Annotated in this window: 15 protein-coding genes; 7 read left to right on the forward strand and 8 right to left on the reverse strand. The window is 56.7% G+C overall.

Annotated features, from left to right (window positions below):
- Nucleotides 1–25 precede the first annotated feature (25 nt).
- Together MUN80_RS21970 and MUN80_RS21975 are read right to left on the reverse strand one after the other, a co-directional pair.
- Nucleotides 26–826: a hypothetical protein gene (locus MUN80_RS21970; RefSeq protein WP_244716378.1), complete on the reverse strand. Its 801-nt coding sequence runs from the start codon at nucleotides 824–826 to the stop codon at nucleotides 26–28.
- 67 nt (nucleotides 827–893) lie between these two features.
- Complete coding sequence (locus MUN80_RS21975; RefSeq protein WP_244716380.1) at nucleotides 894–2,006, reverse strand: putative type IX sorting system protein PorV2; 1,113 nt, start codon at nucleotides 2,004–2,006, stop codon at nucleotides 894–896.
- Between the two features lie 317 nt (nucleotides 2,007–2,323).
- Between MUN80_RS21975 and MUN80_RS21980 the strand changes: the two genes are divergently transcribed.
- Together MUN80_RS21980 and MUN80_RS21985 are read left to right on the forward strand one after the other, a co-directional pair.
- On the forward strand, nucleotides 2,324–2,683 hold the full coding sequence (locus MUN80_RS21980; protein ID WP_135391453.1) for a PadR family transcriptional regulator: 360 nt from the start codon (nucleotides 2,324–2,326) through the stop codon (nucleotides 2,681–2,683).
- A gap of 58 nt (nucleotides 2,684–2,741) precedes the next feature.
- Entirely contained in the window at nucleotides 2,742–5,420 is a 2,679-nt protein-coding gene (locus MUN80_RS21985) for a PspC domain-containing protein (protein WP_244716382.1), read from the forward strand.
- A gap of 171 nt (nucleotides 5,421–5,591) precedes the next feature.
- On the opposite strand, the gene MUN80_RS21990 is transcribed toward MUN80_RS21985, so the two are convergent.
- Complete coding sequence (locus MUN80_RS21990; RefSeq protein ID WP_244716384.1) at nucleotides 5,592–7,022, reverse strand: CCA tRNA nucleotidyltransferase; 1,431 nt, start codon at nucleotides 7,020–7,022, stop codon at nucleotides 5,592–5,594.
- Between the two features lie 188 nt (nucleotides 7,023–7,210).
- Between MUN80_RS21990 and MUN80_RS21995 the strand changes: the two genes are divergently transcribed.
- On the forward strand, nucleotides 7,211–7,930 hold the full coding sequence (locus MUN80_RS21995; RefSeq protein ID WP_244716386.1) for a DUF2306 domain-containing protein: 720 nt from the start codon (nucleotides 7,211–7,213) through the stop codon (nucleotides 7,928–7,930).
- A gap of 84 nt (nucleotides 7,931–8,014) precedes the next feature.
- Here MUN80_RS21995 and MUN80_RS22000 read toward each other — a convergent pair whose 3' ends face one another.
- Both MUN80_RS22000 and mce read right to left on the reverse strand, forming a co-directional pair.
- Nucleotides 8,015–8,608: an L-threonylcarbamoyladenylate synthase gene (locus MUN80_RS22000; protein WP_244716388.1), complete on the reverse strand. Its 594-nt coding sequence runs from the start codon at nucleotides 8,606–8,608 to the stop codon at nucleotides 8,015–8,017.
- Complete coding sequence (gene mce, locus MUN80_RS22005) at nucleotides 8,601–9,020, reverse strand: methylmalonyl-CoA epimerase (RefSeq protein ID WP_244716390.1); 420 nt, start codon at nucleotides 9,018–9,020, stop codon at nucleotides 8,601–8,603. Before mce ends, MUN80_RS22000 begins: the two co-directional genes overlap by 8 nt.
- Nucleotides 9,021–9,183: 163 nt before the next feature.
- On the opposite strand from mce, the gene MUN80_RS22010 reads away from it, so the two are divergent.
- From MUN80_RS22010 to MUN80_RS22025, 4 genes are all read left to right on the forward strand, one after another.
- The gene (locus MUN80_RS22010; RefSeq protein ID WP_244716392.1) at nucleotides 9,184–10,398 is read left to right on the forward strand and encodes an IscS subfamily cysteine desulfurase; all 1,215 of its coding nucleotides are present in this window, start codon (nucleotides 9,184–9,186) and stop codon (nucleotides 10,396–10,398) included.
- Nucleotides 10,399–10,500: 102 nt separating this feature from the next.
- The gene (iscU, locus tag MUN80_RS22015; RefSeq protein WP_100336707.1) at nucleotides 10,501–10,917 is read left to right on the forward strand and encodes a Fe-S cluster assembly scaffold IscU; all 417 of its coding nucleotides are present in this window, start codon (nucleotides 10,501–10,503) and stop codon (nucleotides 10,915–10,917) included.
- Nucleotides 10,918–11,006: 89 nt separating this feature from the next.
- Nucleotides 11,007–11,414, forward strand: a complete 408-nt coding sequence (locus MUN80_RS22020; protein WP_244675061.1) for a hypothetical protein — start codon at nucleotides 11,007–11,009, stop codon at nucleotides 11,412–11,414.
- A gap of 85 nt (nucleotides 11,415–11,499) precedes the next feature.
- A complete protein-coding gene (locus MUN80_RS22025) occupies nucleotides 11,500–11,826 on the forward strand; it encodes a HesB/IscA family protein (RefSeq protein WP_100336708.1) in 327 nt (108 codons plus the stop codon).
- Nucleotides 11,827–11,927: 101 nt separating this feature from the next.
- Here MUN80_RS22025 and MUN80_RS22030 read toward each other — a convergent pair whose 3' ends face one another.
- The 3 genes from MUN80_RS22030 to MUN80_RS22040 all read right to left on the reverse strand — a co-directional run bounded on the left by MUN80_RS22030 (nucleotide 11,928) and on the right by MUN80_RS22040 (nucleotide 22,341).
- Nucleotides 11,928–13,175: a T9SS type A sorting domain-containing protein gene (locus MUN80_RS22030; protein WP_244716394.1), complete on the reverse strand. Its 1,248-nt coding sequence runs from the start codon at nucleotides 13,173–13,175 to the stop codon at nucleotides 11,928–11,930.
- 243 nt (nucleotides 13,176–13,418) lie between these two features.
- Nucleotides 13,419–18,641, reverse strand: a complete 5,223-nt coding sequence (locus MUN80_RS22035; RefSeq protein WP_244716396.1) for a choice-of-anchor Z repeating domain-containing protein — start codon at nucleotides 18,639–18,641, stop codon at nucleotides 13,419–13,421.
- A gap of 553 nt (nucleotides 18,642–19,194) precedes the next feature.
- A complete protein-coding gene (locus MUN80_RS22040; protein ID WP_244716398.1) occupies nucleotides 19,195–22,341 on the reverse strand; it encodes a T9SS type A sorting domain-containing protein in 3,147 nt (1,048 codons plus the stop codon).
- Nucleotides 22,342–23,422: the final 1,081 nt, after the last annotated feature.

Consider the following 23,422-nt stretch of genomic DNA (forward strand, 5'->3'; position numbering starts at 1 on the left):
ACCTTGCGGCGGCCAAACCCCTCGATTACGACGGGGGACCCAGGGGGCGTTTAACTGCGGTTCCGGGTTCTTCTACCGTTACGGTAAGCTCGTGCGTGTTGGCAGTGGCACCGGTCAAAATCAGTTCTACCTGAAGGTCAGGGCCGAGGCTACTTGTAACTGGGAGTAAGTCCCGACGGTAAGGCATAGGGTTACCACCCGCACTTTGCTGCCCGTGAGCCGGAGATAAGAAACCCTCACCCGCTTCGCCCCAGGGCTGGTAAGTTGTTACCAACTCATTGCCAGCAGTATATACATCAGTCCGCACGTGCACACTATCATTAAGCCAGTACGGATGGCTGCCTCCCACCGGGGCCAGGTTAGAAGGCGTGATACGCTTGCCGTTGGTCGTGGCCGACCAGGTTAGGAAATACGAAGCCGTATCGGTGTACAGGCTGTAGAACTTTTGGTGGTGGTCCCGAGCGTTCTTATACATGCCTACGTCCAGGGCGCCGTCGTTGCGCTGCCCGTAGAACTCGATAAACGTGGCAGTGGTAAGCGTAGTCGGGTTGTTGGGGCCCACGTAAATGGCAACTTCCTTTCCCCGGCGCCAGAGCTGAAACCGCTGCGGATTTACGCCGCTGATACCGGCCCGGGTCAGGTAGTTGTAATCCAGGTGGTAAATACCATTCTTACTGATCTTGATTTTGTAGTACTGCTGGTTGGGTACAATCCACTCATTGCCGTAGGGGCCCGACTGGGCCATAGCAAGGGAAGGCAGCAGCAGGCCGGCCACGAACAGCAGGCACCAGCGCAGCAGACGTTGAACTCGGTAAGGGTGTGTCATAGAAACGAAGTGAAGAGCGGGCGGAGCCGCGCAGGTGTGCTGCGGCTCCGTTATATCGTAAAGAAGCTTATTTGAAACCGTAGCCCAGCGACACGATAACCGAGTTGGTGGCATTCTGGCCGCTTATTTTCTCGACGGCCAGGCGCGACAAGGCCAGGTCCAGGCGCAGGCCGCTGAAGGCTACGCCCACGCCCAGGGAAGGCTGGGGCCGCCAGCCACCCTTGCCATCAAAAGACTTGGCGGCGTCAATCTTTTGAAAGTTGCTCACCCCGCCGCGCAGATAAATCAGGTCTTTGTAGCCGATTTCCACACCGGCCTTGGGGTCGATGCTCACTGCGTCGCTCGATACGAGCGTGTTGCGTTTGCCGTCGGTGGTCAGTTCCAGGTCGACGGCTACCAGGGCCGTAATCTGGCCGGGCAGCTTCACGCTGCGGCCCACGCCCAGAATAAAGCGGGGCAGGGTAATTTCGGTGCTGTTGGTCGGAATCGAGTCGTTCTGCGCGGCTACCCCCTGAAACTCGTCAGAGTTGATAGACCAGGCGTTGAACGTGGTGGTAATGTCGCGGGCCATCAAGCCCAGGCGCCAGTTCTTGTAGTCGTACTGCAGGCCGGCATCAATGCCGAAGCCCCAGGCATTGGCAAACTTGCCCACGTTGCGGTAGATGATCTTGCCGTTGCCGGCCAGCTTCAGGCCCTCCACATTCCCGATTTTGCGGGCATAGGAGAGCAGCAGCGCATAGTCGGCCACCGAGAAGTAGTTGATCCGGTCGTAGGAAATCTGCCCGTACTCATTAACCAGGGCCCTAGTGTCGGCGATGTTGTCGACGCCGACGCGGATCAGGCTGGCCCCGATGGCACTTTTATCATCCAGGGGCATGGAGAAGGCCGCGTAGTCATTCTTGACGATGCCCGAAAACAGCTCCGAATGCATCAGCACCGCGTCGTACTTGGCTTTCTGGTTGAGCAAACCCGCCGGATTCCAGTAGCCGGCCGTAGCGTCGCCGACCAGGCTCACCTGCACGTTGCCCATGCCCAGGGCCCGGCCCCCTACCCCGATGTTGAGAAAGTCGTTGCTGTACTTGGGCGTCAGGTCGTTGGACTGAGCGTGGGCGCCCGTGGCAAGTGCCAGGGTCAGGCCCGCCCCAAGCAGTGCGGGGGCAATTCGGGAGAAGTGCAGCATAGAGGTGTAGTGAATAAAAATGCGGTTGGTCCGCAGCAGCAACGCAAGATACTTATTAATAGTGCGCTGCGGAACTCGGCTGCTACCCGAAGCCCGACAGCCCAGCAGCGAAACCCTGCTTTAACGCGCTGAAAGGCAGATTATAGCTCAACCGGCGCTGGGTTTGGGGCCCTGATTTCCGCGAAAAAAAGACTCGCCAGCAATGCCATCGGAACTATGTATTACCAAGTACTAAAAATAAATTCAGCTAGTACCTTGCGTCGCATAGTACCTTCCATTATCTTTGTTTCATTCTTCACCGATTTCTGCCACAGCCCATGAAAGTAGAGAACACCCAAGTGCAGATGCGGAAGGGCATCCTGGAGTTCTGCATCCTGGAAATCATTGCCCGCGGCGAGGTGTATGCGTCCGACATGCTGGAGGAGCTGACCTCCGCCCGCATGATCGTAGTGGAAGGCACGCTCTATCCACTGCTGACCCGCCTCAAAAATGCCGGCTTGCTTGATTATACCTGGAAAGAGTCCACCTCCGGACCGCCCCGCAAGTACTACACCCTCACCCAGGACGGCCAGGAATTCCTGCACCAGCTGCGCCTGACCTGGGAAGAAGTACAGGATTCGATTCGCATCATCCGCCAAAAACCTCACCTCAATGGCGCCGCAACCCCAACGCCGTAGCGGCACTTAGTTGGCCCGGTCCATTCCTTTCGAGTTACTCTTGATTTGCAGCACTGAGATGAAAAAGAATATCAGCATTAACCTCCAAGGCCTCATCTTCCACATCGAAGAAGATGGCTACGACGTACTGAGTCGCTACCTGGCCGAAGTACGGGCCCACTTTTCCGGCTACCGGGGTCACGAGGAAATCGTGGCCGACATTGAAGGCCGGATTGCCGAGCTGTTTGCCGCTCGCACCTCGTCTATCAAGCAGGTAATTACCCTGGAAGACGTGCAGGAAATGGTCGGCAAGATGGGCCGCGTCAGCGACTTTCAGTCGGCCGATGATGCCGAGGAAGAGGAAGCTGCCCTGGCCGGCGGCCCCGAGGTGTACACCAACTACGCCAAGGCCGGCAATGCCGCTGCTTCGGCCGCTACGGCTGCCGACACGGAGCCTAAGCGCCTGTACCGCGACATGGCCAACCGCAAGATTGCGGGCGTTGCGGCCGGTATTGCCCACTACTTCGCCGTCAATCCGCTCTGGATCCGGCTGGCTTTCATAGGCCTGCTGATTTTCCCGCCCATTGCCTTTGACAATCACGGCAATGACTTTGGCGAGAACCTGGCCGGCTTCTCCCTGATTGCCTACATCATCCTCTGGATTGCGCTGCCCAAGAAGTACGACGCGACGTCGGCCGACGAGGACCCTACTTTCAAGAAGCTCTACCGCGACACCGACACCGGGAAAGTCGGCGGGGTTTCGGCCGGTCTCTCGGCCTACTTTAAAGTGGACGTCGTGCTGATTCGGGTCTTGTTCGTGGCCTTCGTCTTTGCCGGCGGCTTTGCCATCCCACTTTACATCGTGCTCTGGATTCTGCTGCCCGAAGCCAAAACCGTGTCCGACCGGATGCGGATGCGGGGCGACGCGCTGACCCTCTCCAGCCTCGACAGCAACCTGCGCAGTAACTCCGAAGCCGGCCTCGACGGCGCGGGCAACAACCGCCCCGTGGGTGCCTTTCTGGAAAACTTCTTCCACAACGTGCGGCCTCTCTTTAACTTCATCGGCTCGGCCCTGCGCATCTTCATCGGGGTGCTGATGACCATCACGGGCTTCGGTATCCTGCTGGGTCTGGTCATCGCGCTGGGCGTGGGTTTGGGTATGATTCCGGAAAGTCAGAACATCATGCTCTTCGACACGCCGGCATACGTGGCACTCAATGCCATTCCTTCCTGGTCGTTGCTGCCTTTCTTCCTGGTCACGGCCATTCCGCCCCTGGCTATGATGCTGGCTGGCCTGGGCTTGCTGCTGCGCCGCTCAGTGTTGAGCCGCACCGCTAATCTGACGATGTTCGGCCTCTGGCTGCTGGGCTTGGTGGGTTCTTCCGTGGCCATTGCCCAGGTTGCCCGCAACTTCGAAGAAGAAGCCGAAGTGGTGCAGAATCAGAACTTCCCGGCCCTGGCCGCTACTCCCCGCCTCTTCCTCGATGCCCGCCGCATGGACCGGTCTTCCTCGCAATGGGTAGATGTAGAGCTGGCCGCCGCCGACAGCGGTGCTGCTGTCCGGGTTGACAAGAACTTCTCGGCCAGTGGCCCCACCCAGGAAAACGCCCGGCAAATGGCCGTCAGCTCGGTAAGCTACACCGTGCGCCAAAGCAACGACACGACCCTGGTCTTCGATGACCATTTCACCTACCGCCCCGGTGCCGCCTTCCGCGACCAGGACGTGAGCCTGCTGGTGCATCTGCCCCGCAATAAGACGTTCCGCATGAGCCAGAGCTTTGCCTCCATGCTCGACGACGACGACTTCCTGAACGAGCAGCGCCCTAACGATGCCTACAAGCACGCCTACCGCCTCACCGGCAATAAGCTGGAATGCCTCAACTGCACCGGCGAAGACCTGCAGGACAGCTTCGGCAACTTCGATGACGAGGAAGATGTGGAAACGGCCGACAACGACAGCACCGACACGACGGTAGATATCAACTCGGGCGACGAAAACTTCCGGATTCGGGTCAACACCGATGAGGACGAAGACGGTGGCGTGGGCGTTGACATCGACATCGACGACAAAGGCTTCTCCTCCGACCCCAGCCGCTACGGCTCGGCCCGCCGCACCTTCGACCTGAAGGGCTTCCGCACCATTGAGGCCGGGGGCATCTACCGAGTGTATGTGCGCCAGGGCCCCGAATTCAAAGTGGAAGCCGCCGGTGATGAGCGCGACCTGCGCAACCTGCGGGTAGAAACCGACGGCGACGAGCTGCTGATTCGGGACCGTAACCGCAATTCTTTCTTCTCGGGCATGAAGGGCAACCACAAGCCCGTCCTGATTCGGGTGCAGATGCCCGAGCTGACGTCGCTTGATATAAGCGGCATCTCCAAGGCCAACGTAGCCGGCTTCAAAGACCAGTCCTTGCAGGTGCAGCAGTCGGGAGCTTGCTACGCGGTGCTCGACGTGAACGTGCCCCGCCTCGACCTGGACCTGACCGGCGCCTCCCGCGCCGACCTGCGCGGCACGGCCAACGACCTGAACGTGGAAGGCTCCGGCGCCTGCAAGGTGGAAGGCCTGCGCATGAACACCCAAACGGCTGACTTTGACCTGTCGGGTATGAGCAAGGCCCGGGTCCGGGTAGCCAGCCGCCTACGGGCTGAGCTCAGCGGTGCCAGCCGCGTGGAGTATGCCGGCTCACCTGAGCGGGTGCAGAAAGACCTGTCGGGCTCCTCACGCGTGACCCGCCTGCGCACTTCCGGCAACGAGTAAGCGCATGGCCTGATCCACTACGCTGTCTTCATAACAATGCCCAGGCTTCATGCGGTCCTCATTGAGGCGCGCACAGATTTGGCATAATAATCGAATGTAGAAATGCCGGCCAGGCAACCCTTGGGGCCCGGCCGGCATCTTACCCGCAATGACACGAGAAAATGGGTTTACTTACTGGTGAGTGAAAAGGTGACCCGGAGGAAGTCCTTTTGCCTGGCCGAGCTGCAACAGGTAGGCAAAGGCTTCCTCAAACTCGTTGCGGACTTTACCGTCGAGAATAGCCTCTAATACGGCCTCTTTGAGCTCCCCGACCTCACGGGAGGGCTTCAACCCAAAGGTTTCCATGATGACTTCCCCGGTAATGACGGGCTTGAAGTTGCGCAGATGGTCTTTGGCTTCTACTTCCCTTAGCTTTTCTTCCACCAGCCCGAAGTTGCGCAAGTAGCGCTCTTTGCGCTGGTGGTCTTTGCTTGTAATATCGGCCCGGCACAGGAGCATCAGCCGGTCGATATCGTCGCCGGCCTCGAACAGCAGGCGGCGCACGGCCGAGTCGGTCACGGTTTCCTTGACCAGGGCAATGGGACGCAGGTGCAGGCGTACGAGCTTCTGCACCATGCGCATCTCCTCGCCCTGGGGCAATTTGAGGTCGGTAAAAATGCCGGGCACCCAGCGGGCACCCTTGTCTTCGTGGCCGTGGAAGGTCCAACCCACTTTCTTGTCGTAGCGCTTGGTGGCGGGCTTGGCAATATCATGCAAAATGGCCGCCCAGCGCAGCCACAGGTCGCCACCGGCGGCCACCACGTTATCGAGTACCTGCAGGGTGTGGTAGAAATTATCCTTGTGCGCGTGCTGACCCACTTTCTCGACGCCGTAGAGCTGGGCCATCTTCGGGAAGATGAGTTGCAACAACCCACACTGGAACAGCAGCTTAAAGCCGTAACTGGGCTTGGGCGCCAGGATAATCTTATTCAGCTCGGTGGTAATCCGCTCCTGGGACACAATCTTGATACGGTCCTTGTTGCGGGCAAGCGCGTCGAACGTATCCGGCTCAATGTCGAAATCGAGCTGGGTGGCAAAGCGCACGGCCCGGAGCATACGCAGTGGGTCGTCGGAGAAGGTAATATCCGGGTCGAGGGGCGTGCGGATGATGCGGCGCTGTAAGTCGCCCATGCCGTCGTAACGGTCAACGAGCGTGCCGAAGTCCTGGGGGTTCAAACTCAGGCCCAAGGCATTGATGGTAAAGTCGCGACGGGCCAGATCTTCCTCCAGCGTGCCGGCTTCCACTTCGGGTTTGCGGCTTTCGGCCCGGTAGCTTTCCTTACGAGCCCCCACAAACTCAACCTCGATTTCAGGCGTGGGCAGCATGGCCGTCCCGAAGTTCTTGAACACGGTAACCCGGGGCTTGCCCGGCAGCTTGCGCCCCACGGTCTGGGCCAGCTTAATTCCGTCGCCCACGCACACCACGTCCACATCCTTACTTTCCCGGCTCAGGGCCAAATCCCGCACAAACCCCCCAATGATGTAGGCTGGGTAGCCCAGTTCACCGGCGGCCTCGGCAATGGTGCGAAACAAGGGAAGGTCGGGAAGCTGCGGAGTTTTCATGCGGCAAAGTTCGGCAACTGCCAGCTAGCAACCATGCCCAACTGCCGGAAGGCTGTGCGGGTAAGCTGTTAGGAACTACGGTTCATCCGCTTTATCCAAGGGTTCAGCAGCAAATAATGGATTGGCAGTCAGGGCCAGGCGAAGTTTGAGCATCCGGTTCAGATTTCTTCCCTAACCGGTAGCCTATTATGTCCTTCCCCGCCTTCCCCGCCTTCTTCGCGCTGCCAGCCACGGCCCTTCCGATTCGTCTGTTACTAGGCATTCACATTGCCGTGGGCACCATTGCCTTACTGGCGGGCCTAGTACCCATGCTCGGCCGCAAAGGCGGCCTGCTGCACATCCGGGCCGGTCGGGTCTACATCTACGCCATGATGGCAGTGGCGCTTACGGCCGTGCTGCTCTGCGTATTGCAGCCGCTGGCCCTGAGCCGCTTGTTTCTGACGGGTGTCGCAGTGCTGAGCTTCTACTTGAGCTTCAGCGGCTGGCGGGCCGCCCGGCGCCACAGCAGTCGGCTGCCTTTCCCCGACCGGCTGCTGGCCGTAGCCGCCGTGCTCGTCGGGCTATTTATGCTGGTGATGGGCCTCTGGCTACAAGCCATTCTATTTGCCTTTTTCGGGGGACTGCTCTGCCTCTTTGCCGGCCGCGACACCAAGGATTTTCTGCGCCCTTCCTTAGCTCCTACTCCCTGGCTGCTCCGGCATTTTACCCGCCTGGGAGGCTCCTATATTTCGGCTGCCACGGCTTTTATCGTCGTGAACCTGGGCCGCTGGCTACCCGATGGGGCCCCGGCCTGGTCGTCGTTGGTAGGTTGGATAGTGCCTACCGTTATCGGTACCTGGCTTATTTCCCGAACCGTGCGTCGGTACCATGCTCAGCGGGCTACCACCACCGTAGGGCCCCTCTCGTAATTGGTTTTATTGCGGGGCAGCATGAGCTAGGCTCCGCCCTAACAGGCCGTGGCCTAGCCCATGCCGCTACCTACAACGGCAGCATTAATCCCGCAGCACTTCCAACCCGCCATCCGGCAGCACCCGCACGATGCGGGACGGTTGGGCGCGGGTTTCGTCGTTCTGGCGCCAGCTTACCACATAGTCGGCAGCCCGCACGACGGCAGGGCTGATTTCGGAGTAAATGGCGGCGGTTGGCTCCCCGCTGATGTTGGCCGAAGTCGACACCAGGCCATGGCCCAGACGGCGCACCACTTTCTGAGTAAACTCGTCCTGTAGGGTCACGCGCAGCCCCACGGTGCCGTCGGGAGCCAGCAGGTTGGGGGCCAGATGGCGGCTGCCTTGCACTATATAGGTAGTAGGTCGCTCCTGGGCTGCCAGCAGCTCAGTCAGGTTAGGTGGTACCACGGCGGCGTATTTGGCAAACATGGCCTCATCGGCTACCAGCACAATAAAGCCCTTCTCGGCCGGCCGGTTCTTGATCTTATACACCTTTTCCACGGCCGGCGGCACTTCCGCGTCGCACCCCAGGCCCCAGACCGTATCAGTAGGGTATAGAATTACCTGCTGTAGCAGCAGGGCATCTACGGCGGCGTCTACTTCCTGGCGGAAGAAATTGCTGTTGGTATTGTTACTCATGGTCGGTGGGGCTAATGGATTGGCAAAGCTCTACCAATACGCCGGCGGCGCTTTTCGGGTGCACGAAGCAGACGAGCTTGTTGTCGGCCCCACGCTTGGGTTCCTCGTTAAGCAGCACGAAGCCCTCCTGCCGCAGCCGCGCCATTTCGGCCCGGATATCGTCGACCTCAAACGCCACATGATGAATACCCTCGGGCTTTTTGGTCAGGTACTTCGTAATGGCACTATCGGGCGAGGTGCCGGCCAGCAGCTCGATTTTGGAGCCGCCAACCTGAAAAAACACCGTATCCACGGCTTCACTGGCCACGTGCTCTTTCTTGTAAGGAGGCTCCCCAAGCAGAGTTGTATATAATGCTGTGGCTGCTTCGAGGTCGTGCACGGCCAGGCCAAGGTGTTCCAGATTGGTAAACATGAAAGTTGGGGTGGGAAGCTGGTGGAGGCTATTTGGAATATATCTACTTTTGTGGGAGCAAATCTAAACCTGTTCCCTGGTTTTGGTGTTCTACCTGCGAATCATTCTCCACTAGGATTCGCCTGCTTACTCTGGTTTTTCGCTGATTTACATACTCCGAGCCATGCTCAAGCTACCTATTTACCTCGACAACAACGCTACCACTCCGCTGGACCCACGCGTGTTGGAGGCCATGATGCCCTACCTGACTGAGGTGTTCGGCAACGCCGCTTCCCGTAACCACCCGTTTGGCTGGGCTGCTGAGGAAGCCGTCGATTATGCGCGTGAGCAGATTGCTTCGCTCATCAACTGCGACTCCAAGGAAATCATCTTCACCTCGGGTGCCACCGAGTCGGACAACCTGGGCATCAAGGGGGTGTTTGAGATGTACGCCCAGAAGGGGAACCACATCATCACTGCTACCACCGAGCACAAGGCTGTACTCGATACCTGCAAGCACATTGAGAAGCTGGGCGGCCGGGTAACCTACTTGCCCGTCAACTCGGAAGGTCTCATCAGCCTCGAAGAACTCGAAGCCGCCATGACGCCCCAGACCATTCTGGTAACCATCATGTATGGCAACAACGAAACCGGCACCATTCAGCCGATTCGTGAAATTGCTGCCATTGCCCACAAGCACGGCGCCCTATTCATGACCGACGGCACGCAGGCGGTTGGTAAAATTCCCGTAGATGTTATTGCCGACGGCATCGACATCATGGCTTTCACGGCCCACAAAATGTACGGTCCGAAAGGTGTCGGCGCGCTGTATGTGCGTCGGAAGAACCCCCGGGTGAAGGTTACCGCCCAGATGGACGGTGGTGGTCACGAGCGCGGCATGCGTTCCGGTACCCTGAACGTGCCTGGTATCGTGGGTCTGGGCAAAGCCTGTGAGCTGTCCCGCCTGGAAATGGCGGCCGACACGGCCCGCCTCTCGGCCCTGCGCGACAAGCTGGAGCGCGAGTTGCTGACCCTGGAAGAAAGTTACGTGAACGGCTCGCGCGAACACCGCCTGCCCCACGTAACCAACATTTCCTTTAAGTACGTGGAAGGCGAAGGCCTGATGATGGGCGTGAAAGACCTGGCCGTTTCGTCGGGCTCGGCCTGTACTTCGGCTTCCTTGGAACCTTCCTACGTACTCAAGGCCCTGGGCCTGAGCGACGACCTGGCTCACAGCTCCTTGCGCTTTGGCCTGAGCCGCTTCACCACCGAAGAGCAGATCGACTATGCCATTGGCCACGTAAAAGAAGCCGTGACCAAGCTCCGCGAAATGTCTCCCCTGTGGGAGATGTTTAAGGAAGGCATCGACCTGAGCAAGATTGAGTGGGCTGAGCACTAGAATCGTAGTTGTCAGTTGGTAGTTGTTTGTTGTTAGGTAACAACGAACACGCCCTGTACTGACAACTGACAACTATCAACTGACAACTAATCACACAAAGCCATGGCTTACTCCGATAAAGTAATCGACCATTACAGCAATCCCCGCAACGTGGGTACGCTGGACAAAAGCAAAAAGAACGTCGGCACCGGTCTGGTGGGCGCTCCTGAGTGCGGCGACGTAATGCGCCTGCAGATTGAGGTTGACGAAACCACCAACACCATCACCGACGCCAAGTTCAAGACGTTCGGTTGCGGCTCGGCTATTGCTTCCTCTTCTTTGGCTACTGAGTGGCTGAAAGGTAAAACCGTAGACGAGGCTCTGGCCATCGACAACATGGAAATCGTGGAAGAGCTGGCCTTGCCGCCCGTTAAGATTCACTGCTCGGTGCTGGCCGAAGACGCTATCAAGTCGGCCATCAATGACTACCGCGTGAAAAACGGCATGCCTGCCCTGGAAGAGTCTAAGGCTCACCACTAGTAGAACGAAGTACAGAGAAGTGAGAAGCCGGCCTATTTTATTAGGGCTGACTTCTCACTTCTGAGTTCTTACCTCTACCCTTCTAATCCATGGAAGTTTCGCCCGACATTCACGTCGAAAGTAGCCGCATTCAAAAACAGATTGAGGATTATCTGGGCATGGGTCCGGGCAATCTGCTGTTTGAGTACCGCCAGCTGGATAATCTGGTACGCCTGGATTTGATTACCGTTAATCCACGGCACCACCAGAGCTTCCTGTTTCGCTACGAGGAAGGCTACGACAAGCTCGATGCCCTGCGCAAGATGCTGACCTACGTGCAGCGCCTGCGCGACACGGAAAGCTCCTACACGATTCAGTGGCGGGCCCGCGGCGACAAAGAGTTGCAGACTTCTTACTTCCGGGCCCACAACGCCTATGAAGCACTCGACAAGCTTTATTACGGGCGCGACCTAAACACTATTACGGTGTTTAGTGTTGTGCTCAATCCTTCTTCGTAGCAACCGGCAGAATATCTACTGGGACACTTTTTTCCCATATATTTTGTCTTTCTACTAAGCCCTACATACCAAGTACCCGCAAGCCATGATTACCGTTTCTGACAAAGCCAAGGAGAAAGTAGAGCGTTTAATGTCCGACGCCCAGCTTGACGAAACTTACCGCCTGCGCGCTTCCGTGGCTGGGGGCGGCTGCTCCGGCCTGTCCTACAAGCTTGATTTCGATAACGAAGTAAAGCCCATGGACCAGGAGTTTGAGGATAAAGGAGTCCGGGTGGTAGTAGACATGAAAAGCTTCCTCTACCTGGCCGGCACCCAGCTCGACTTTTCCGACGGGCTAAATGGGAAAGGCTTCTATTTCGATAACCCCAACGCCTCGCGCACCTGCGGTTGCGGCGAGAGTTTTTCGGTTTAAATCTTTCTGTCTGCGCGCAGCTGCACCCGATTTTGTTACTGCATAAAAAGGCCCCCTTCCGCACAGAAGGGGGCCTTTTTTTAGTGACTCAACCCAAGCGGCTATTCCCGGGCGAAGCGCTGAGTGACCCGGTTGACACCTGCCCCGACTTCGAGGAAGTAGCCACCCGAACGCAGCCCCTGAACGTTGACAGCACCCGTAGCAGGCACCTTACCTTCGAGCAAAGTTTGTCCTAAGGGATTAAATACCCGGTAAGGTGTGCCAACCATGGTAGCGGGCAGGTTCAGCACGTCGTAGGTGGGGCTGGGGTAAGCCATGGCCAGCACTGCTCCCACCACCCGTACTGGGGAAAAGGAGCTTGTGCCATCCCGGTCTACCTGGCGCAGCCGGTAATAGCTTACGCCCGACAAAGGCTCAGTGTCGCGGGTAGCGTAGGAAGTGCCCTGGCTGGTAGTGCCGGCCCCTTGCACCGTGCTGATGGTGGCGTACTGCTGCCCATCGGCGCTGCGCTGCACCTCAAACCGGTCGTTGTTCTTTTCGCTGGCCGTTGCCCATTTCAGTAGCACAGCCCCTGCCTGCCGGGCGGCACTGAAGGAGGTCAGTTCTACTGGCAAAGGCCGGTTGCTACCAATGACTACGTCATCGATGTACAAAGCCGTTTTACCGTTAGCAATAAGAGTAATCCGTACCTGTATTTGCGTGATGTTTGAGCCAAAGCTAATATTAGCCGTGGAGTAGCCGCTGGTACCCGTTAGAGCGGTGCTTTGCCCACTACCCGTCAGATCATTGGGTGAAGTAACAGTGGCCAGTGTTGGGTTAATCGTATTGACCGTGGCACTGGCAACTCCGGTTCCGGTATAGCTGAATACCGACCCGTTGGCCTGACCGTTGATTTGCAGAGTTGGTACAAAAGTCGTTGAGCCATTGTAGGCAATGCTTACTTGAACTCCAGCCGAGCCGTTGTCGATACCACCGTTGTTGTTGGTCTGATACGAAGCCAGACGGAAGCTGAAAAAGTTAGACGACGAGCCCGAAGCAAACACGGTGTTATTGAACGTCAGCACCGAAGTGGTAGTACCGCCTCCTGTGTTGTTGACTACCCCCAAGGCTTGGCTGCCCTCGCTAAAGACGTTGCTCGCCTTGGGCGCAGCATTGGTATTGGTTGTAGTGGCCGCGCCCAGGGTACCGGTGGCCATTACTCCCGGGTCGGTGGCACCCCGCGTGTAGAGCAATTCATCCTGACCTTCCACGGTTTCGAATCCTTGCTGCAGTCGATACGATTGAGCTTGGCTGACCAAGGAACCGGTCAGTAATGCCGTGAGCAGTAAAAACGTCGCTGTAGATTTCATGGGCGTGCAGGTAAATTGTGCAAAAGGTTTGTATTGACTAAAGCAGCAACCGAACTAAATGCCGGTTATCAAAGAGCTTCAAATAGTACTAATACTTGCCGCTTGCATATTAGCCTGTTCACTGACTAGGTGCATCTATGGCTCATATTAGCACTCTTCCATGTGCAACTTAGCATAAAATTGAAAACATAAAAAAAGGCCCCTTCGTAAAAGGGGCCTTTTTATAGAAAAATGATACTTCAGTTAGTCGGCGCGGGTAATCTTATGCGTGCTTGCCCGACCATTTTCGAGGATTCTGACCAGATACGTACCCTGCGGGAAACGCTGCATATCGATGGAACCACCCGGAGCGCACGCGCCCGACCATACGGGCCGTCCGGTCAGATCAGTGATGCTGACCTGCAGGGGCTGGCTAGCCGTTGCTCCCTGAATAGTGAGCGTGTGACGCACGGGATTAGGATATAGCTGAAGCTCAGCCAGCCCATCTACCACGGCTACGGCAGAGTACGAGGTTTTGCCATCGAGGTCGACCTGGCGCAGGCGGTAGTAAGCCAGGCCCGGGGCCGGCTGTTGATCCAGCACAGAGTACTGCCGCCAGCGGCTGCTCTGCCCCTGCCCCGCTACGACGGCGATAGTAGCAAACTCGCGGCCATTGAGGCTGCGCTGCACTTCGAAGCGGGCATTATTGAGTTCCGAGGCTGTGGTCCAGCGGATAACTATTCCGGCCGGTTGCCGCTGGGCGGTGAAGCTGGTCAGTGACACCGGCAACGGGTTGTCGGCCATCGAGGGGTCGGTGCTGGCCAGGGCAAAATCACTGAAGGAGGTGAAAGTGCCCGACGTAAGCGTGGTGCTGGTATTGGCACTCCGCCCGATATTTTCCCAGCCATTGCCGCTGTTTTTGCCAATGACAAAAGAAGACAGGGCCGGATTGGTTACCTCATCGTCGGCCCCGAAGCTCAGGGTAATCGTTCCGCTGAAGGTAGCGGGCACCACCGTGGGCACCACGCTAAAGTAGCGCACCCGCGACACCCGGGCCAGGTCGCCGGTCAGGCGCCGGTCGGGGAAGGCTGCGTCGTTTTGAGTGGCCGTAAACGTGGTCAGAGCATCCAAAGAGGCTACGTTCAGGGTCAGGGGCCGGTACTTGCCATTCTGCCCAATCGGGAACAGGTAATCGGCCACGACAGCCGTGGTGGGTGTGGGCTGAATCTCGCGCTGCAACGGGCCGTTCACGTAACTAGCCGCGCTGGGTTGGGCGGGCAGCAGCACGGCATCAGCGGCCAGCTTGAGCATCGCCGAACCAGAAGTTGAGAGCACGCCGTTGAGCAGCTCCAGACCACCGCTGTTGGCGTTACCCAGTGAGTTGAGAACGACACCCGTGGCCAGGGTCACGCCGGCCGGATTGTTGATCTGCAGAATAACGTTCAGCCCCAGGAAGGAGGTGCCTGTATTGCTTTGCGTTAGGGGAGTGCCGCTGATGGTTTGCGGAGTGGTCCCGTTCAGGATCAGGCGGCGGGCGTTGGTCAGGTTGGCAGGCGCGAATTTAAAGCGGCCCGCGTTGAGCAGGTTGCCCCGCACGCTCATGTCGCTGTTGAGCTCCACGGTGAAGCTCACGTTGGCGGCCATCGTCAGGTTGCCACGCACAACGAAGGGGCTAGTACCGCTGGTCAGGTAAGGAAAGAAACCGGAAGCGGGCGGTGTACTAGTAGCCGGGTAGCTCAGCGACAAGCTGCCGTAGGTGCGCCCCGTTGAGGGGATGCTGTAGCTGCTGCCCGAGGGCACGTCAAACTGCACCAGGCCGGTTTCGGTGCCGCTGACCGTGGAAAGGTTATCCAGCAGGGCTCCTACCCCGCGCGGAGTGCGATGCACGTAAGTGCCGCCGTTGTAGATGATAAAGTTCTGGCCATTGGGCGTAACGTCTACCGAGTTGCCCGAGCCGCCGGATGAAGCCCCGGAGTTATTGATAAAGACGCCACCGTTGTAAATAACCAGGGCATTGGTAGCCTTGGTAAAGCGGAGGTAGTCTTGCGCCGTGTTAGAGTTCGGCAACAGGGCCGTGATGCTGGCTCCACCATTAGGATTAATCGTCAATGAGCCCAATGAAAGCGTACCCGAGGTTACGGCGGGCAGCGTCATGGTATAGGCGCCGCTCACGAAGGAGTGGTCGAGCAGAACGTCTTCTCCCGTAGTCGGCACTTGGTCAGTAGTCCAGTTCCGGGCATCGGCAAAGCTGGTTCCGTCGCCGCCGCCGTCCCAGCGGCTCACCACCACGCCCGATACAGCACCCGACACCAGCACCGGGGCCGAGAGTGAGCCGTTGGAGTTGGTAACGCTACCGCTGAACGAGCCGGCCGTGGTGCCGGTCAGGCGCACGTAGACGACCTGATTGAGGCTGCCCCCCGCAGGCGTCAGATTGAGTGTATTGGCATCCGTGGTAATACCGGTGAAGGCTGCCGTCGTCGACACCTGGAAGCCCGCCGGGGCCGTAACCGTAACTGGCGTGGCATCGAGGTTAGAGCCGGTCAGCGTGTAGGTCTTGGCGGTTGACGGCGTACCTTCTGCCGTGGCAAGGCCGCTGATAGCCGTGGGCGAGGTGGCCGGCGACGTAGCCGCAGTCAGCGTGGGCGTAGCCGCAGCCACCGTTATTTTCACTTCGTTGCTGGTCACTAGGCCGCAGGCGGCGAAAGTAGAAACTGCCTTCACGTAATACTCTCCAGCGGATGCAAAATTTGGAGTATAGGTCAGGCCGGTAGCGCCATTGATAGCCGTGGCCGCACCACCCGGTGACAAGGCGAAATACCATTGCCGCGACGTAGCAGCCGGCGTTTCGGTGGCCGTCAGCGTGGTCCCGTTTACCCCGATACCAATAGACTGGTCGGCCGCGGGCGTCACGCTCACCATTGGGTTGTTTACCACGGCAAAAGCCCCCGAAGCCAGCCCCGTGATGCGAGGGTCGGTGGAAATAATACGCAGCTTATACCCCGTGCCGCTGGTCGTAGCGCCGGGAACAGTAATGGCAATGGTTTGCGCAGTTGTGCCACTGTTGTTATCGAGGCGGCCCACCTCGGTGGGCGTGGCACTGAAAACTCCACTGGCGTCCGAAAGCTGGGCAATGAAGCTATTAGCCGCCCCAAACGAACCGGTCGGCGTAAACGTAGCGTTGAACGTAGCCCCCGCACAGAATGCCGAACCCGTAACAGCCGGCGCCGAAATGGTATTGCCCACGATTTGCGTCGTGCCGAACAGGCTAACATTATCTACCCCAAACGTACCGCCGCTGCCCGATGCTCCATACGCGTAAATGCGGAACACGACTGTACCGGAGAAGGCTCCTAGGCTGGTCAACGAAACCGTTTTGGTAGTTCCGTAAGCACTGCTCGAATTCTGGATGGCGCCTACCGTCGCGTTGAAATTATTGAGGCTGGTGCGCAGTTCCCAGGTTTGAGGACCGGTGCCCGAGGCGCGGTCCTGTAGGGTCAGCGTAGTGGGCACTGCCTCAAAACCGGTGGCGACGGTCAGGCGAAACTCGAAGTAACCCTTAGTTGTGTCGGCCAGCGGGGCAGTAAAAGGGAAGTTTGAAGCACGGAAATCATCGTTGGAAGTGTCACTCAAACCAGGGCTGCGCTTGAAAGCACTACCACTCACGTTGGACCCTACCGTAGAGGGATTTTCCGGGTTGGTCGCCGCCTGGAAGTTGTACCCCAACAACGGCCCCGCTGCGGTAGTAAACGCTTCGTCGGCCCCGTAGCTGATGCCCACGTTGTTGGTAGCATAGGCGGCTACGTAATATGTTGTAGTGCCCGTAAGACCAGTGAGGGTGCTTGTGAAATTGCCCGTGTTGGCCGAGGACGTTACCTGGGTTACACCGCTGCCACCGATACGGGGGTTGGGCGAGGTGCTATACACTACGCCGCGGGCCGTAACAGTCGCTCCCGGTGAGGTCACGCTGCCACCCGAAGTAGCCGAGCTGAACGAGATGTTGGTGACGGCAGCAGTGGTTACCACGGGAGCCGTTGTCACAGTAAAGGAGCCCGTAGCCGAGTACGTCGTGGTGCCATCAGACAAGACCACGGCCCCGCTTGCCGAGCCTGCGGCCACCGTGGCCGTTACCGCCGTGGCCGTAGCCGACACGTTGGTAGCAGGGGTTCCCCCTACTGTTACGCCGGTGATAGTGCTCAGATTAGCGCCGGAAATCGTTATCACCGTTCCTACCGGGCCAACAGGTGGGGTAAAGGTGGTGGGAGCTGGCTGCGGAACAAATGGCGTAGCGGAGGTCTGCACGCCAGTGCTGTAGCCATCCCCATTAGTAGTGAAAGCCTTGAAAAAGTAGGCGGTGCCATTCGTTAGGCCCATGACCGTAGCACTCGTTCCGGCGCCAGCATATACCACAAATTGCCCATTCCCCAGGTCAGAGCCCGTTCCATACGCCGCATTGGCCGTAAAGGCCCCCGAAGGCGTGGCCGTGATGCTGGCCGGGCTGGCTACAATAACCGTTTGGGTAAAGCAGGAAGCCGGCACACTCCAACTGAGGCCAGCCTGGGCATTACCGGCCGTAGCTGTAAAGCTGGTTACCTCATTAGTCTGATAATTCACGACCGTCAGGTTGGCCCCGTTATCGGAGCCGGTAGTGGCCGGGCTGCTGGCATCTACCCGGATGCGGTACGCGGCACCCGAGGCTACCGAGGCCGGAATCACGGCATTGATGGTCCCGGCATTGGCATCACTAATCACGCTGCCAATACTGGTCGTACCAAGGTAAGCCGTATAGGTGTTGCCGCTGAAAGTACCCGAGGAAGTGAATGGCACCGAAACCGCCGCTCCTGTGCTGCCCACGCAATAGGTCGTAGCCGCAATAGCTGTAGTAGTGACCGTATTGCTGGCTACGGCCGTCACCGTAAAGTTCAGCACGTTTGAGTCGGTACCGGTACTGCCATTCTTAACTGTTACCGGAAAGGTGCCCGTTGTAGCCACGGCACTAGCCGGTACGCTGGCCGTCAACTGAGTAGCCGATACGTAGGTCGTTGTCAGGGCCGCGCCGTTGAAATACGCAATGGCATTGCTGGCGAAGCCTGTTCCTGTCAAGGTCAGCGTGAAACCGCTACTGCCAGCCACAGTTGTGCTCGGGTCGAGTGAGATGATAGAGGCAACATCAGTTGCCGTGCTTGTCACGCTGATATTATCTACGGCTATTTTTGGCCGGTTATTAGAACCACCGCCACTAGCAGGATAATTGTAAAAACGAATCCGGGCCGTACTAACGTTGTCCAGCGCTTTGGGCAACGCAACACTGATTGTCCCCGAGCTTGCAACGTTGTTAATAACGGTGATGGCTGCGGCAGAAATTTCGGTGTAAGCCGTTCCATCGGTGCTATAATACACTTTCAGTCCACCGGGTCGGCTGCCCGTCGAGTTACTTACCTGGGCATAGTCAAAGGCCAGGGTACCGGCAGTTCGACCTGAGAAATTCAAGTTGAGGTCTACTGCTACAGCAGAGGTAAGGTCGCTCCCAGTGGTCAGGAATAACAAAGCCTGTGTTCCTTTCTGTACACCACCGCTCGTACCCGAGCTAAATGTGGCCGAGCTAACCGTCGTTCTGGTACCATTCGGAATAGTACCGGTTGTATTGTTTACCCCAACACTGCTAAAGTAGTTGGCCGCTCGGCCTGAGTTTGCGATAGTAGTCCAGGTAGCTATATCCGCAAAGGTCTCTGAGTAATTTCCGCTACTTAGTGGATAGTATGTCTGCCCCCGTCCCAACAGAGGAAAGAGCAGCATTAGCAATAAGAAAAACCCGCTAGGCCCCAGCCTAGCTCGTTTTCTCAGTTCGTTTCGAGTACTGCTTTTAATCATGCAAACGACAGATAAAGAAAAGATGTGGAAAGAGCAATATATTCATTAAAAGTAGATATTATACCATTGATAATTACTATAGTCCTTGTTAAGCAATAGTTACCACTGTAATGACCCATAAAAAAAGGCCTCCCGAACCGGGAGGCCTTTTCTATTTGGTGAACCAGTAAGACTAGTTCTTGATCAGTTTGCGGCTCACTTTCGATTCGCCTTCGCCCACCACAATGATGTAGGTGCCGGGCTTCAGATCCTGCGTGTTCAGTTCGCCTTGGTTGCTCAAACGAGCCTGGCGAATCTCACGGCCCGACAGGTCGGTGATGCGAACCAGCAGACCTTCCGTGGTACCGGCAGGCAGTGCTACAGTTACTACATCAGCACCCTGCGTCGGGTTGGGGTACACGCTAACTTCAGTCAGCTTAGTCGTAACTACCACTGTCTTCGAGAAAGAAGCCGTGCCGTCCTCGTCGATCTGCTTCAGACGGTAGTACGATACACCGGCCAGAGGCTTGGTATCAACTGCTTCGTACTTCGTGCGGGTGGTAGCCGTGCCAGCACCTTTCTTGAAGTCAATCGTCGTGAAGGTTTTGGCATCCGAGCTGCGCTGCACTTCGAAACCACGGTTGTTGGTTTCGCTGGCCGTAGCCCAGTTCAGCACTACGCTGTTGTCACGAACTTGAGCCGTGAACGCAACCAGCTCCACGGGCAGTGGGTTCTGCGGCTCGTTGTTGGGCACACGGTAGTTTTCCGCGTTCAGAACGCCGTCGTTGTTGAATTCGAAAGCGAAGAAGTTATAGCTCAAGTTGGGATCCAGGCCGCTTACGGTGAAGTTGTCCGAAGCTGCGCTGAATACCACGTAGGTGTTGGTAGAAGCTTCGATAGCCGTACCGCTACCGAATACATAGGCACCATTTACCGTCGTACCGGGGTTGAAGTTTTGCTTGTCGCGGGGGAACAAGCTGGTAGGCAGCTGCTGGTAAGTGCTGCTGGCAATTACCAAGCGGTTCTGACCGTAGCTAGTACCAGCTGGCGGGTTCGACAAGTTGAAGGTAATCGTAGCCGAGCTACCGTTACGTACGATGGTAGCCGTCGACTGTACCGTGGGCTCCGTGGCAATAGAGAAGCCCGTGGTCCGGCCGAAGCCGCTGGTCAAGGCGAAAGCACTACCGCCGAAGAAGCTAGCATTGGTAAACAGCAACTCTTGAGCGGCGTTACCCACGCGGGTCGGAGCAAAACGAACCAGCACATTACGGGTGAAGTTGCCTTGGTTATCGGGAGTGATAGAAGCACTCTTCACATACGTAGCACCGTTGTCCAGCGAGAACTCAAACTGAGGAATGCCGGTAGGGTTACGGGGGTTGTTTTCGTTGGGGAACTGTACCGTTACATCACCAGCCAGCAGGAAGCCATCCAAACGAACAGTCGTGGGTGCCGAAGTGGTGCCTTTCACGATGTTGTCGGGGAAGCTACCAATAGCGCGGTCCAGACGAATGGTCGGCTCACTGATACCAGTTACCGATACGTCGAAGTTCGGAGCTGGAGCACTGGAGTTCCGAATGTCAGCCGTTACTGTAACAGCATTTACACCCGGCACGAAGCGTACGAAAATTTCGCGCTGCGTTACGTTGCCTTGCGCATCAGGAGTGAAAGACAGCTGCGATACGAAGTTCACGTTGTCAGACGAAACCTGGAAGTAACCAGCGTTCGGGCCAATAGGCTGCACGATCAGTGGATCAATCAGGTTGGTACCAGCCAGCAAATACGACTGCGAAGCCGACTGCGTAGTAGGACGGGTTACGAAGGTAAATTCGTTGCCGTTAGGGTTCGAAACCGAGATGTCTGAAATAGCGCCGCTGGTGTTGGTAGCGGTGATAGAAACCAGTCGGTCTTCAGCGCCCGTGCTCTTTACATCGATACGCTCATTAAAATTGCCGGCGGCTACAAGAGCTACCAAACGAACCTCAATAATCTGCGCCGAAACCGTGCTGCCAACTGGGTTGATGGTCAGCGGGCCCTTGGTGAAGCTACCACCAGCCGAAGCATTGCGGATTTCAATGTTAGGGCTGCTAGGAGACAACACGATACCGGCCGACAGGTCGGTGCCGCTTACTTCGAAGCTGCGGGTGCTTGTGCCACCGCTGCTGGTTACCGTGCCAAAGTTCAGAGCACCGGGGTTCACGGACACTACCGCAACGCCCGAGCTTGGGGTACCTTCGCCCGTTACGCGTACCAACTGAGTGGTAGCGTTGGTCGAAGTTACCGTGATATCATTGGCATAGGTCTGAACGATCGTAGGGCTGAAAACCACGTCGATAGCCGTGCTTGCCAGGGTACCATTCGTTGGCGTCAGGGTAATAGCGTTGGTCGAGAAGAAATTCGTACCGGTACGGATGCGGAAGCCAGCGGGAGGCGTAATGGTGACAGGGCTTTGCAGGTCCTGGCCGCTTACATTGAACGTGCGGACAATAGAGCTAGTAGAGCCAACTGTTACCTGTCCAAAGTCGCCTAGGGAGCTAGGCGCAGCGGTCAGCACCGGCGTGGGCAGTACACCTGAACCCGAAACCCCAACGTTAACCGTGTTGGCACCAGGACTGGTTACTGTTACATTGTCTACATAGCTCTGAGCGGCCGTAGGTAGAAAGCGGATGTTAACAGTCGTCGAGCTAACCGTGCCGCTCACTGCGGGCAGGACAACCGATGAACCGTACGTTCCATTGCCTACGCTCACTTGGAAGCCCGTAGGAGCCGTTACGGTGATAGGGCCATTCAAAGACGTACCCGATACTACCGTCGTCTGCGGAGCCGAAGGAGTGTTTACAACCTGAGTACCAAAGCTACGCGAGGTAGGATCAGCCATTACGGTAGGCGTACCAGCGGCACGGGTCCCAGTCAGGTTGAAAGAAACGGGGTTAGCTTCATCCGAGGTAAAATTCAGCGTACGATTGATAACCGTACCAGCCGTTCCAGGCGTCGGGCGGAAGCGAGCATATACTACGGTGTTGATTTGGCCGTCGGCAGCTGGATTCAGGTCGAAAGCACTACCGCTGAAGGTAATGTTGTCACGGCTGATTTCGTAGCCAGTGCCGCTCAGCGCTACTGTAACAGGCATGGACAGGCCCGAGCCGGAAACGGTGTAAGACTTCGCGCCCGAGAATGAACCTACGGCCACGGAACCGAAGTTCTGAGGATTGGCGGGGTCAGAAGGAGTTACGCTAAAAGTCTGTGCTTGCCCCACAAATGGCAGGGCCAGCAGGAGCAGCAACAAAAACCGCCAGTGCGGCTTTCGCACCCACTGCTGGGCACTCTTGTAAGAGTTTTTCATAGTATGTTCAGGTAAAGGTTACAAAAGAAAAAAGGAAAAGGGAACAAGTAAGACCTATGGTCGAAACTCAACGTCATTACGCGGAAACTCAGTGAATAGATTACTAAATTTCACAGGTTAGATGGTATTTTTTCGTGATTAAAAAGGACCAAAGGTTTTTGAAAGGCTGCGCATTACGACCACAATTCGTGCCAAACGCGTTACTTATCGAATACATGCACTATTCCAAGCAGTTTTTACTGGAGTATTCAAATTTAACTTTATAGTTAAATTATAGTATTCCATTAAATATGCATTTGGCATTATATTCCGGCTGGCGGTGCAAAGTTGCATCATTTTCCCTACATACGGGGCATCATAAATCCGGCAAAATTTACTTTCCGGAGAAATATTAGTGACCATTTTGTTATCTGGAGCATGTTTCCCCATGCCAGTACGCTTACTCTGCCACATAAACAGAAAAGGTTTATGGCCGGCTTGATACAAGCAAGCAAGGCAACTAGTTCAGCGTTAAAGCATATTTACGCTGAACTCAACCATAGTATCCTGCTGCAGAGGCAGATAAATTTTATATATTATAATTAATATTCAATAAGGCTAATCCAAGCTACTCGGCTGAGACGTTGATGTCTACTTACTATTCGCATTTACGAGGCCTATGTAGTAGATGGTTTACACGCTATTACCATGAGTAGTAGAAAAGAGATAAGTGGCTACTGTTGGAGCTCCCTCCCAGTGAAATCCGGGTTGGGTTAGGACCAACATAGGATAGACTAAGTAATTGAAGAGACTACCAAGGTACCCTCCTAAATTTACTCGAAGGCCCTTATATATAAGAGAAGGCCTTGCTTGTCGAGCTTAGGCCAATGATATGCTCTGGAAAAACAGCAGCCAGCACCCCAGCCCCATCATCCAAGGGCGCCACCACAGGGCCATTACGCCCAGGGCTGAAGCTGGAGAGGCAGAGGAACCAGTGTGCTTTGTAGTAGATACACGAGTAGTCATGGCTCACTATACTTCATTGATAATGAAACAGGTAAGAACCGCAGCACAACGGAAGCTTACTTGACCAATAAACTTA

This window comes from Hymenobacter cellulosivorans, from assembly GCF_022919135.1.
GTDB classification, from domain to species: domain Bacteria; phylum Bacteroidota; class Bacteroidia; order Cytophagales; family Hymenobacteraceae; genus Hymenobacter; species Hymenobacter cellulosivorans.

What these genes read in the sequence shown, in the direction of transcription:
- MUN80_RS22000 (WP_244716388.1), bottom strand. Translation starts at nt 8,608, where the DNA reads ATGAGTAACAATACCAACAGCAATTTCTTCCGCCAGGAAGTAGACGCC.
- mce (WP_244716390.1), bottom strand. Translation starts at nt 9,020, where the DNA reads ATGTTTACCAATCTGGAACACCTTGGCCTGGCCGTGCACGACCTCGAA.
- iscU (WP_100336707.1), top strand. Translation starts at nt 10,501, where the DNA reads ATGGCTTACTCCGATAAAGTAATCGACCATTACAGCAATCCCCGCAAC.
- MUN80_RS21975 (WP_244716380.1), bottom strand. Translation starts at nt 2,006, where the DNA reads ATGCTGCACTTCTCCCGAATTGCCCCCGCACTGCTTGGGGCGGGCCTG.
- MUN80_RS22040 (WP_244716398.1), bottom strand. Translation starts at nt 22,341, where the DNA reads ATGAAAAACTCTTACAAGAGTGCCCAGCAGTGGGTGCGAAAGCCGCAC.
- MUN80_RS22010 (WP_244716392.1), top strand. Translation starts at nt 9,184, where the DNA reads ATGCTCAAGCTACCTATTTACCTCGACAACAACGCTACCACTCCGCTG.
- MUN80_RS22030 (WP_244716394.1), bottom strand. Translation starts at nt 13,175, where the DNA reads ATGAAATCTACAGCGACGTTTTTACTGCTCACGGCATTACTGACCGGT.
- MUN80_RS21980 (WP_135391453.1), top strand. Translation starts at nt 2,324, where the DNA reads ATGAAAGTAGAGAACACCCAAGTGCAGATGCGGAAGGGCATCCTGGAG.
- MUN80_RS21990 (WP_244716384.1), bottom strand. Translation starts at nt 7,022, where the DNA reads ATGAAAACTCCGCAGCTTCCCGACCTTCCCTTGTTTCGCACCATTGCC.
- MUN80_RS21970 (WP_244716378.1), bottom strand. Translation starts at nt 826, where the DNA reads ATGACACACCCTTACCGAGTTCAACGTCTGCTGCGCTGGTGCCTGCTG.
- MUN80_RS21995 (WP_244716386.1), top strand. Translation starts at nt 7,211, where the DNA reads ATGTCCTTCCCCGCCTTCCCCGCCTTCTTCGCGCTGCCAGCCACGGCC.
- MUN80_RS22020 (WP_244675061.1), top strand. Translation starts at nt 11,007, where the DNA reads ATGGAAGTTTCGCCCGACATTCACGTCGAAAGTAGCCGCATTCAAAAA.
- MUN80_RS21985 (WP_244716382.1), top strand. Translation starts at nt 2,742, where the DNA reads ATGAAAAAGAATATCAGCATTAACCTCCAAGGCCTCATCTTCCACATC.
- MUN80_RS22025 (WP_100336708.1), top strand. Translation starts at nt 11,500, where the DNA reads ATGATTACCGTTTCTGACAAAGCCAAGGAGAAAGTAGAGCGTTTAATG.